Here is a 10,186-nt window from a genome sequence, read left to right as displayed (position 1 = left end):
ACGCCAGCGGCGTCGCCTTCTCGCGAATTCCGGCATCGGCGCTCGCACCAGCGGGTTCTCGACCGCGTGCTGGCAGGTAATGAGGGCGTCCTCGACGACGGACAGCGGCCGGCCCGGGTCGAGGGGAGCGACCCGGGCCGGTTGGTGACCGCGCATGACCGCGGTCCGGATGAAGTGGGGCTGCGACATCGCGAGGGGAGGGCCTGCCCCGCGCCCTGAGGCGTCCTCACGTCCGGCGGGGGCCTTGCCCCCGCCGGACGTGCGGCGGCCTGCAACGAGGAGTCCGAGACCGGCACGCTCACCCGGGGCAGCGCACCGCACCCGTCTTGGCCCCTACCGGAGCACGTCCTCGCGCCGGTCCTCCTCCGCCTTCGCGGATGCCGCGAAGGCACACCCGTACAAAGCCAGCGTCTCTTCACGCCCAGACTCGGCACGGACGGCGGCATCCTCCATGCGCGCGCACTCGGCCACGAAGTCAGACAGGGCACCCGCTGCGCGGTAGGTCTCGGCCGACTCCTCGTAGTGGCCGGCGTCCCGCTTCGCACGGCTCACGTCGTCGTACGCCTCTTCACAGGACCGGACGGCCGACCACACGTCTTCAGCGAGCGCATCGCCTTCCTGGACCCGGTTTCCGCACGCCCGCGCTCGCTCCACGTCCCCGGCGGCGAGCACCCCCGCCGCGTGCACACGCATGCGGGCCATCGTCAGCCGCTCCACCGCCGCCTCCCACGCGGCCGCCGTTCGGCCGGACGCCGCGCGCTCGGCCCGGGCCTGCTCACGTCCGGTCAGCCCGGCACGGTCGGCTTTCACACGCGCCTCCGCCCGCTCGCCGGCGTAGTGCGCGTCCCAGTGCAGGGCCTTCTCGAAGTCCCGAACGCCGTTGTACGCGGCCTGGGCGGTCTCGAGCGCCGCCCACTCGGCGACGGCGTGCACGGCGAGCCGGGTCGGCTCCCCGTAGCTGTTGTGCGGGTACTTGGCCCAGTCGGCCAAGTGCTTCCGATCGTTTCCCGTACCGAATCCCCGGGGGTTCTTGCGGACGGCGGCCGCCGCCTTTCGCAGGTTTTCAGCGCCGCGTCCCTCGATACGGTCAGCCACGGCCAGCGTGAACGCCACGGCAGCGGCGTCGACCCGGTCCCCGGCGATCAGGGCGGCGGAGGTGTACCGCGAGGGGTAATACACCGACCGGCTGGAGCGCTTGGACTTTGCCCAGGCGTCGTACTGCGCCACGAACGACAGCGAGGGATCGCCGTGCCCGGCGTGCGTGACACCGTCGTAGTCGGTGTGGCCGTCGAACCACGCACACCAGGCGCGCGAGGAGTCCTCGAACATCACGATCAGCCCGGCGTACCCGCGCGCCGACGGTTCGCGGCCTGCGTCGGCCAGCTGCTTGCGCCACTGGGCTTCCTGGGCGATCAGCCGCTCCTGTGCCTCCTCAATGATCGGAGCGGCGAGCGCCTCCCGCTCCGCGCGCGCCGCAGCGTCCGCGATCGCATCCTTCGGCTTCCTTCACGTGCTGCCCGGCCAGCACGATCGCACGACGCCACGACGCGCACCCCCGCGCATCCTCGCCGTTCGTCTCGGCCAGCCACGCCCGCGCCGCCTTCACAGCGTCGGTGGCCGACCGCTCCGCCGTCTTGGCCTCCGCGTAGGCGGCGGAGCCCAGCTCCACCGCCCGCGCGCCGGAGGGCGTGGAACCGTCGAGGGCGTTGAACGCGTCCCGAGCGTCACTCAGGGCAGCACTCACCTTCGCCACGGCGTCGTCCATCTGCCGGACCCACTCCGCGGCGTCACGCCCCCACACCGTCCGGCCCGTGGCCTCCTGCTCACGCGAGACGACGCGTACAGCCTTGACGGCCTCGCGCACGGCCTTGAACCCGCCGGTCGAAGCGGACGCCACGAACTTGGCCGTCGCCTCGTTCCATGCGCACACGTGCTCGGTCTCCTCCACCCCGGCGCGCACCATCACGAGCCCGGAGAGCACCGCGGCGCGCACCCACAGGCGGCCGGTCCAGCGGCGCTCCACGCGCACGTCCCAGCCCAGCTGTTCGGCTTCACGCACCAGGGAGCCCGCGTTCTTGGGCATGCCTTCCAGCGCGGCGGCCGCCGCGTCGGCCCCGAGGGCAGCGGCACATCCGCCGCAGCGCCCAGAGCGGACCTCCCTGCGCTGGCACGCCGGGCACGACTCGGCTGCAGTTTCCTCCCCGGCGGGACCGCAGGCATCGTCGTGTACGCCGCCGCGGGCGGCGGCGGGGGAGGACTGCGGGTGGGGAGCTGCGGTACGCGAGTCGGCGTTCATCGGGCGCCTTCCTGAGAGAGGACTGCCGGCGGCTGCGCGGCTCGGCCACTGAAGAGGCAGAGCACCGTCACCGTCGCGATCTCGCGAATCCCGCGCACCGACTGGGCCGGGGCCCCAGCCTGCCGACCTGTTCGGTTCGGCGGGCACTCGCCGGCTGGGGTGCGGCAACGTCAGCGGCGGCGACCTGGCACTCGGCTCTCGTAGATCAGGTCCAGGTCCCAGGACCCGCGGTGCTCGTACACCGTCATGTGCTGGCAGGCCGGACACCGGAACGCCACGTAGCGGCCCGGGGGTTCACTGCCGCGCCCGGATGCCATCAGTCCGGGCCCCGAATCCTCACAGTTCTCGCACGCCGTCGAGTAGTGCGACAGGACGAGCTGTGGCTGCCAGTCGCACCAGACGAGTGGCCGACCCCGGTGTTCACGTGGCAGCGCAGGGACCCGCCGCTCGACGGGCTCGATCGGCTCGGCGCCGGGCAGCGCCTCGAGGACAGCCTGCTGCGGGGCCGGATCGCCCCGCCACACACGCAGACACGCCCGGCATGTCTTCGGGCCATTCCAGGGACCGTCGTACGCGCGGACTGCGGGGGCCTGTTCCGGGTCGGTGCAGCACAACAGAGGGACAGTGAACACCGGCAGTGGGGGAGGCGCGGCGCCGGGGGCCAGGAGGTGCAGGACACCGGCGGGGGTGCGGACTACGACGGCCGCAGGGCCCCCGGTGCTCGCGGCCGAGGGCGCGGGGGCGCGGCGGTTCCTGGCTGTGGCGGTGTGGGACTGTTCCACGGGCGCTCCGGAGGCGAAGGATGGGCAGGGGCCGGCGGAAAGCCGGCTACCAGCCGTTCCCGGTGTGGCGTTCGAGGATGGCCGCCAGGTCGCGGTGCCAGCGGTGGTACCTGGCCATACGGTGCTCATGGACGAGCCGGGCCATCTCTGACGCGTCCTGGCCGAGGACGAACGGCGCCTTGGTGTTGAGCAACTGCCGCATGGCGGGCTCGGGGGAGCGCGGCACATTCAGGCGCTGGTCCGCTTCGGACAGCGCCGACGCGCCCGTCCAGGAGTGGGCGCGGGCCCACAACTGGTGCAGAGCCTGCGCCCGTACAAAGGTCTCCAGCTGCATGCCAGGGACGGGGTCTTCGGCTTCAGCGGTGTTGACCAGGAGGGCGATGGCCTGGTGGTGGGCCTTGCGGGCCACTCGCGTCTCCTCCAGGACGGAGGCGACGATCAGATCGTTCGTTGTCGGCTGGGGCATCGGATGTCTCTCTTCTACGGGGTCGTGCTCGGGGAGCTGCTGGTCCTGGGCTCCAGGCATGGATTGCGCAGCGGGATGGTGATCGTGATGAGGGCCGATCGGGCAGCCTGGGGGGGGCGGGGCAAGAGCGCCTCGCTCATGCGGCTTGTCGACTCAGAGCCCGCTCACGGCTGTGACTGCTCGACGGCCTGAACCGACCACGTGAGCAGGTACGCCCGGAACACGATGCCCTCGTACCTGCTGCGGTCCTCTTCCGTCGCCCACCGGGCGCGCTGGATGGCTTCAGCCGCATCGGGAAACGCCGACAGCCGGTTGTGGCCCCCGTTGCGGTGCGCGTCGAAGTCGATGCTGCTCCACCTGCTGTTCCAGGAGGGGGTGCTGGAGACGAAGGCGCAGTCGGGCCCGCCGGGTGCGAGGGTGCCGGCGTCCGCTGGCGCACTGGTGCGCGTGATCCGGTACAGCGTGGGCCCGGGCCAGGGGCCCGGCCCGGCCGCTTCGGCGTCTTCGCGGCTGCGGTGGGCGTGGGGGCTGAACATCCGGGTGATGTCGCTGTCGGAGGATTCGGCCAGGAGGACCAGGCCCCATGCCATCGAGGGGCTGTCGGACCAGACGAACCTGGTTCGGCTCTCCTGTGCACTCATGGGCGGCCGTCCTCTGCTGCTGGCGGGATCGTGGGTGAGGGGCGTGGTGCCCAGCGGGCACGCCCGCTGGTGACCGCTTTCTCGGTGCAGGGCTGGCGGTCTGCTGGGCGGGGCTCGTCGGTGGGTTCAGGCGTCGGGGACGAGGGTGAAGTAGAGGCTGCCCTGGCTGGTGGTGATCTCGGTGGCGGGCCGGTGGCGGGGGAGACCGGAGCGGGGGTGCCTGTTGGGGGCGTGGAAGTTGATGCTGCGGACGGTGGCGGGGTGGCCGTTGTGGAGGATGACGTCGCCCTCCTTGAGGTGGGGGTCGGTGGGCTTCTTGGCGAGCTGGGCCAGTTCCTCGTCGCTCAGGTGGGTGCGGACGTAGTTGATGAGGTCCTCGAAGGGGAGGTAGCGGCCTTCGCCGTCGATGGCCACGCATTCGGCTTCGAGCGCGGTGATGAGCGCGAGGGGGTTGAGGGGAGTGCCGTTGCTGGGCATCGGGTCGGGCTCCTTGGCGTAGGGCAGGTGCTGGGGCCCTGCCGGGATGGCCTTCAGTGAACGGGGGCGCCGCCGGTGGTGGCGACGTCTGGCGAATCCCGGGTGCCGGCGGCCGCGCGGCTGCCCTCATTGTCGTGCGCAGAGTAGATGTCAGTGTGGCGCAAGGTTTTGTCAGTGCGCCGCCTCTTCGCCGGTAGGGCTTTCGGAGCACGGCCGGTGGCGGGCGCGGTCGTACGCGCGGTCGCGTGACCTTGCGGGGCGCGGGGGCGTTGGTGTGGAGCCGGAGCTGGTGATCTTACCCGGGCCCGCCCGCTCCGGCCTCGCTGCCTCGGGGAGCCGGTACGGCCTCCGGTAGCGGCGTCAGGATGCTTCGGGCGCGGCCCGGGCGAGGGGTTCGAGGTCGCCGTAGAGGGCGGCGTGCAGGGCGGCGGCCAGTTCGCGGGCCCGGTGCTCGGTCTCCACGTCGTACAGCACGAAGTACACCGGGCCGGCGGAGGAGTCGGAGCGGATCTCCCGTGCGCGGATCAGGCGGATGACGGCGGCGCGGATCGCGTCGTACGCGGCGTCGGCGACGGTGTGTTCCGGTCCGGCGGGGAGCGCGTCGGCCTTCACGGTCCAGCGCCGGCCCTGGTTCTCGACGGCGACGAACACCGCGTGCTGGTGCTTGGCCTGCCGGTAGGCGTCGTTGAAGGCGTCGACCGCGGTGGCGTCGGGGACCTGCTCGGCGGGGCACGGGGCGGGCAGTGGCTGCATGAGGGAATCGTCTCAGCAGAGGCGGACACGCTGCCGGTGTTGACGACGATCGTGTCCTTGTCGGCACGGTGGCGTTGAGACGTGCGACGCGTGCACTGGTCTGGACGCCCCACGTCGGGCCGGTGCAGTCCGCGACCCCGACTTCCGCGCCTGGCGTCGGGGTCGCGTCAACGGCTCTGCGGTTCCTCGGCCGGGACCGGTAGCCCTGGTCTCCCCCTCGGGACCAGGGCTTCGTGCTGCCGGGCGCTGTTGCGTGCGACCCCGGCTGGGGTGGTGGACTGGTGGGGCTGCCGGACCGGGGCCCAATCACGGTGTCGGTCCGGCAGCCCGGGAGCGCGGCGCCGGGGGCGCCTGCGGTTCCTTGGGGGTGCGGTGCGGGGGCGGTGGGGGCCGTGCCCGCACCGCGCGGTCAGCGTACGGGCCAGGGGTAGCGGCGGGCGAGGACCGCCCACTCCTCGTCCGCCCGGCCGGGTACGGCCCGGCCGGAGCTTTCCCACCGTGCGGCGAGTTCGGTGAAGATCGGCTCCAGCTCGGGGCGCGGAACCGTTTCGCTCCCGCCGCGCTGGGCGGCGACGTGGGGCGTGAGCCGCATGGTGGTGGTCACACCGGCTTCAACGCCGTGGTCGTCGTCCGGGTCACCCATGTGCGCGGCCGGCTTCCCGCAGGGCGGCGTGTGCCTGATCGGCATCGAGAAGCAGGTTGAACTCTTCGTATGCCAGCGCCATCACCTCGTCGGCGGTGGGCTGCTGGCCCTCGGGCGCGCGCCGTACGGCGAGCTGGGCGGCGCCACGAGCCACGATGGCTTCGCGCTCCGCGTCGTCGAGGGTGTCGTCGGTGAGCGCGGCCAGGACCTGCCGCCACAGCGTCACTGCTCGCTCCCGCTGCGGGCGGCGGGCGCTGCTGTGGCGAGCGCGGGGGTGGCGCCGTGGTCCTTGGTGCGGTGCGGCGGCAGCACAATCACGTCGGTCACCTTATGCGGCAGCGGGTCGGGCAGGGAGTGGATGGCGCCCGGGATCGGTGCGGGGGTCAACGGCATCGCGCCGGGTCCTCGAAGTGCGCCGAGTCGGGCTTCACGCCCCGCGTCCAGCGGGTGAAGTGCTTCTCCTCGCCCGTCTCGCGGTCAAGCTTGCGGCCGGTGACGTACAGGCTGGTGACCTGCCGGCCGGTGTCGTCGTCGAAGCGGATCTCACGGGCGGCCCGGTAGACGCCGTAGCTGGTGATGTCGTGGACGGACATCCGTCCGGCCCGGCCGAAGACCAGGGCGGGCTCCAGGTGCTCGAAGAACACCCAGGTCTGTGCGAGGCCGGGAACGCTCTCCGAGGCGAAGCCGGTCGCGAAGCCGTGGAGGACGAGGTGGGTGTCCTCGTGGTCCTCGTCGGGCAGGGCGCGGACCGCGTGGATGTGGTCGTAGTTGGGCTGGCTGCTCGCGTAGGCCCAGTTCGTGCACGCCGGGCAGGTGCTGTTGGTGGTGGCGCTCATGGTGTTCCTCATCGTGTGGCGGGAGCGGGTTCGCGGCCGGTGGCGACGGCTTCGTCGTACGCGGCGAGCGTGCGGTACAGGGTGGAGCGGCCGACGCCGAGGTGCCGGGCGATCGAGGTGACGGGCTCGTTGGCCTCGCGGCGCCGGAGCGCGATGGCGAGCATGTCGCCGTCGACGGCCGGCGGGCGGCCGCCGTGGTTGCCGTTTGCCGCCGCGGTGTCCAGGCCGATGAGGGTCCGCTCGTGGATGAACTCCCGCTCGACCTCCGCCATCGCGGCGAACACCACGAAGAGGACCTTGCCCGCGCCCTGCGGGTCGTACATCCCGGCGAGCGGGCCGCCGAGGATCTCCAGGCGGTGGTCGCGTTCGGCGAGGTCCTGCGCGGAGGTGATGAGCTCGATCATGTTGCGGCCGAGCCGGTCGAGCATGGTGACGGTGAGGGTGTCAGCCGGGCGGAGGTCGGCGAGCGCGTCGTTGTACTCGGGGCGGATCTTCTCCCGGGTGCCGATCTTCTCGACGTAGATCCGGACGCAGCCGGCTTTCTTCAGGAGGCGGACCTGTCCGGCGAGGTCCTGGCCCTTGCTGGAGACGCGGGCGTAGCCGATGCGGTCGCCGGCCCGCGCGAGCAGTTCGGGGTTGAGGTGGGGTTCGGGGCCGGGCTGCCAGGTGCGGCCGGGGCCGCGGGCGGCGGGGATGCGGATCGCGGGCCCGGACTTCAGTCCGGGGATCTTGGCGTAGCGGCCGGTGTGGTAGTCGACTGCGACGACACCGGAGTTCGCTCGGCAGACCGACCCGGGCGCCGCTCCGCACCGCGGGCACGGTTCGCGCTCGATGAGCTCGGCGCGGGCGATCTCGTCCAGGTGGCCGTCCACGTGTTCCCCTCCCGCCCGGCCGCTCGATGCGGCCCGTCCCGAATACCCGTCCCGCTTCTCTGCCGCGCCCGCCGGTTTCGGGACGCCTTTCGGGACGCCTCCCGTGCTCCGTCGGCCCCGGCGGTCGGCCGTCCCGGAAACGACCGTTTCCGGGACGCGCGAGTGAACGCCTGTCGTACGGATCTACGCCCGGATCACGCCGTGGCGTCCTTCGCGGTGATCTTGTCGTCCAGGTAGACGACCGCCGTCGCCCCGGAGGCGTCCGCTGCGGGGACGACGTTCTGCATGGCTTGCGAGATCGCCGCACCCACCCGCCGCCCGATCGCCTTGTCCAGCTGGTTGTAGGCGTGGTTCGGGCGGTAGGGCCAGTCCTGGATGTTGGAGCAGAAGTGCAGTACCGCGGCGAGGGTGCTGCCCGACAGCGGCACGGTGACCAGGCCGTCCGGCTCGGTGGTGATGTCCTCCTCCGCCGGCGCGCGGAAGACGTTGTCCACGACGTCCACGGCGGCTGACGGGCCGCCCCTCTTGTGCTGCGGGACCTGCTGGGCCAGGTAGTCCCAGGTGTTGCGGTGGCACCGCACGCGCGCCACCCCCACTCCGGCGGCCTTCGCCATGTCGCTTGCCACGTGGTCGTAGTCCTTGGGCCAGTTCTCGTACGGCAGCTTCCTCTTGAACAGCGACTCGATCCCCAACACGGTCTCCCTTCGGCTGTGCGGCCTTCGCACCGTGATCAGCGTGGACGTGGCGGGGAAGCCTGCACGCCGATCACCCCTCGTTCACTCGTATGGGTGAACGGGGCGGGTGTCCCGAACGTGTTTCGGGACGCTGCCGGAGACTGCCGATCATGGAGGGGGCGGACGAGTCGAAGCGGGCGGCGGCGGTGGCCCGGCTGATCCAGCTGCGCGACGCCGAGCAGCTGTCGGCCGCCCATGTGCGCCTGGCCGCCGAGGGCCTGGGCGTCAGCGAGCGCACGGTGTGGCGGTGGCTGTCCGCGCCCGCCCGCGTGCCCGAACGACGCGGGCCCGAGCCGTACGTGCTGAGCGAGACCGACCGGGAGGCGTACGCCCTGTACCGGGGGAACGTCTCCGCCGTGCACCGCGCCCGCCAGGCCGTGGTCGACGGCGACGGCACCACCGCCGGCGCGCCGGTCCCCGACTTCCTGCGCGAGGGCTGGGCGGACGCCGCCCCGCTCGCGCTGCGCACGATGCAGGTCGCCTTCAATCGCGAGCTCACCCCGGCCGAGCGGGCCGCGTGGAAGGTCGGCGAGTCCGGGCGCCGGGCGAAGTCGGTCTATCTGCGGCGCCCGGACGAGGCGAGGGGCCGGGTGTGGGAGATGGACCACAAGCAGCTGCCGATCCTCGTGCACCCGCCCAAGGGCAAGCCGCTCTCCCCGTGGATGACCACGATCGTCGACGACGGCACCCGCGCCCTGCTCGGCTGGTCGCTCGCGGTGAGCCCGCACGCGGGCACCGTGCTCACCGCGATGCGCATGGCCCTGGTCCACGACCCCGACGTCTCACCGTTCGGCGCGGTCCCGGCCCGCGTACGGATCGACCGCGGCCTGGAGTTCGCCGCCGCCACCATCAAGGACGTGATGGCCGCGCTGTGCGTCACCGTCCACCGCCTGCCGGCGTTCACCCCGCACCGCAAGGGCAAGGTCGAGCGGGTCAACCTGACCATCGAGCAGACCCTCATCTCCCTGATGCCCGGCTTCACCGGCGGGCCCCGCGACGCGTCGGGCCGCCTGTACGGGCCCGTCGGCGACAGCCCGGCCGCCAAGCGCGCCGCCGAGAAGACCGGCGGGCCGATGCTCCTGGACGACTTCGTGCAGCGGCTCGCCGCCTGGACCCGCTGGTACAACACCGAACGCCCGCACCGGATGCTGGACGGCCGCACCCCGCTGGCCGCCTGGCAGGAGGACGAGGCGCCCCTGCACCGGATCGATGCGGACAAGCTGCGCCACCTGCTGCTGGCCGGCGACGAGCGCACCATCCAGAAGGACGGCATCCACCTGAACGGGCACGCCTACGTCGCCCCGGAGATCCACGGCCGCGTCGGCCAGGTCGTCCAGATCCGCTACATGCCGCACGACGACCGGTCCGTCGAGGTCTACCTGGGCGGCAAGCACCTGTGCACCGCACTGCCGACCGGAACGCTCACCGCCGAACAGACCGACGCCTTCCGCCTCCAGCAGCGCGACGAGGCAGCCCGGCTCGGCCGCGAACGCCGCAAGGCATCCCGGCGGGCCCGCCGCGAGCTCGCACCGATGACCGGCGACAGCCCGGCCGCCGAATCCCGGCTCGTCACTGACAAGGTCGGCCGCGATTCCACCCGCCAGCAGCTCGACGCCGCCCTGCGTGCCCGCGCCTCCACCTCCCTGCTCGGCATCACCCCGATCACCACGAACGAGGAGAACTGAC

The 10,186-nt window shown here is 72.4% G+C and carries 13 protein-coding genes; 1 reads left to right on the top strand and 12 read right to left on the bottom strand.

Annotation, left to right across the window (positions count from 1 at the left end):
- Nucleotides 1–333: 333 nt before the first annotated feature.
- The 12 genes from ACWD3O_RS09255 to ACWD3O_RS09200 all read right to left on the bottom strand — a co-directional run bounded on the left by ACWD3O_RS09255 (nucleotide 334) and on the right by ACWD3O_RS09200 (nucleotide 8,458).
- Nucleotides 334–1,329, bottom strand: a complete 996-nt coding sequence (locus tag ACWD3O_RS09255) for a hypothetical protein (protein WP_451415400.1) — start codon at nucleotides 1,327–1,329, stop codon at nucleotides 334–336.
- Between the two features lie 103 nt (nucleotides 1,330–1,432).
- A complete protein-coding gene (locus ACWD3O_RS09250; RefSeq protein ID WP_451415399.1) occupies nucleotides 1,433–2,083 on the bottom strand; it encodes a hypothetical protein in 651 nt (216 codons plus the stop codon).
- Nucleotides 2,084–3,124: 1,041 nt separating this feature from the next.
- Entirely contained in the window at nucleotides 3,125–3,544 is a 420-nt protein-coding gene (locus ACWD3O_RS09245) for a hypothetical protein (RefSeq protein WP_451415398.1), read from the bottom strand.
- A 164-nt stretch (nucleotides 3,545–3,708) separates the two neighbouring features.
- The gene (locus tag ACWD3O_RS09240; protein ID WP_451415397.1) at nucleotides 3,709–4,185 is read right to left on the bottom strand and encodes a hypothetical protein; all 477 of its coding nucleotides are present in this window, start codon (nucleotides 4,183–4,185) and stop codon (nucleotides 3,709–3,711) included.
- A gap of 126 nt (nucleotides 4,186–4,311) precedes the next feature.
- Nucleotides 4,312–4,662: a hypothetical protein gene (locus ACWD3O_RS09235; RefSeq protein ID WP_451415396.1), complete on the bottom strand. Its 351-nt coding sequence runs from the start codon at nucleotides 4,660–4,662 to the stop codon at nucleotides 4,312–4,314.
- 360 nt (nucleotides 4,663–5,022) lie between these two features.
- The gene (locus tag ACWD3O_RS09230) at nucleotides 5,023–5,415 is read right to left on the bottom strand and encodes a hypothetical protein (RefSeq protein WP_451415395.1); all 393 of its coding nucleotides are present in this window, start codon (nucleotides 5,413–5,415) and stop codon (nucleotides 5,023–5,025) included.
- 409 nt (nucleotides 5,416–5,824) lie between these two features.
- Nucleotides 5,825–6,058, bottom strand: a complete 234-nt coding sequence (locus ACWD3O_RS09225; RefSeq protein ID WP_451415394.1) for a hypothetical protein — start codon at nucleotides 6,056–6,058, stop codon at nucleotides 5,825–5,827.
- Nucleotides 6,051–6,284 (bottom strand): hypothetical protein, encoded by a 234-nt coding sequence (locus ACWD3O_RS09220; RefSeq protein WP_451415393.1) that lies wholly within the window; start codon nucleotides 6,282–6,284, stop codon nucleotides 6,051–6,053. The genes ACWD3O_RS09225 and ACWD3O_RS09220 overlap by 8 nt, the downstream gene beginning before the upstream one ends.
- A complete protein-coding gene (locus ACWD3O_RS09215; protein WP_451415392.1) occupies nucleotides 6,281–6,451 on the bottom strand; it encodes a hypothetical protein in 171 nt (56 codons plus the stop codon). Before ACWD3O_RS09215 ends, ACWD3O_RS09220 begins: the two co-directional genes overlap by 4 nt.
- Nucleotides 6,442–6,894 (bottom strand): hypothetical protein, encoded by a 453-nt coding sequence (locus ACWD3O_RS09210; protein WP_451415391.1) that lies wholly within the window; start codon nucleotides 6,892–6,894, stop codon nucleotides 6,442–6,444. The genes ACWD3O_RS09215 and ACWD3O_RS09210 overlap by 10 nt, the downstream gene beginning before the upstream one ends.
- 8 nt (nucleotides 6,895–6,902) lie before the next feature.
- Nucleotides 6,903–7,766 (bottom strand): recombinase family protein, encoded by an 864-nt coding sequence (locus ACWD3O_RS09205; protein WP_451415390.1) that lies wholly within the window; start codon nucleotides 7,764–7,766, stop codon nucleotides 6,903–6,905.
- Nucleotides 7,767–7,960: 194 nt separating this feature from the next.
- Nucleotides 7,961–8,458 (bottom strand): hypothetical protein, encoded by a 498-nt coding sequence (locus tag ACWD3O_RS09200; RefSeq protein WP_451415389.1) that lies wholly within the window; start codon nucleotides 8,456–8,458, stop codon nucleotides 7,961–7,963.
- Nucleotides 8,459–8,610: 152 nt separating this feature from the next.
- Between ACWD3O_RS09200 and ACWD3O_RS09195 the strand changes: the two genes are divergently transcribed.
- A complete protein-coding gene (locus ACWD3O_RS09195) occupies nucleotides 8,611–10,185 on the top strand; it encodes a Mu transposase C-terminal domain-containing protein (RefSeq protein WP_451415388.1) in 1,575 nt (524 codons plus the stop codon).
- Nucleotide 10,186 lies beyond the last annotated feature (1 nt).

This window comes from Streptomyces sp. NPDC002640 (assembly GCF_053592575.1).
Note: the sequence above shows the minus strand (reverse complement) of the source record. Positions and strands in the feature narration are given on the sequence as shown.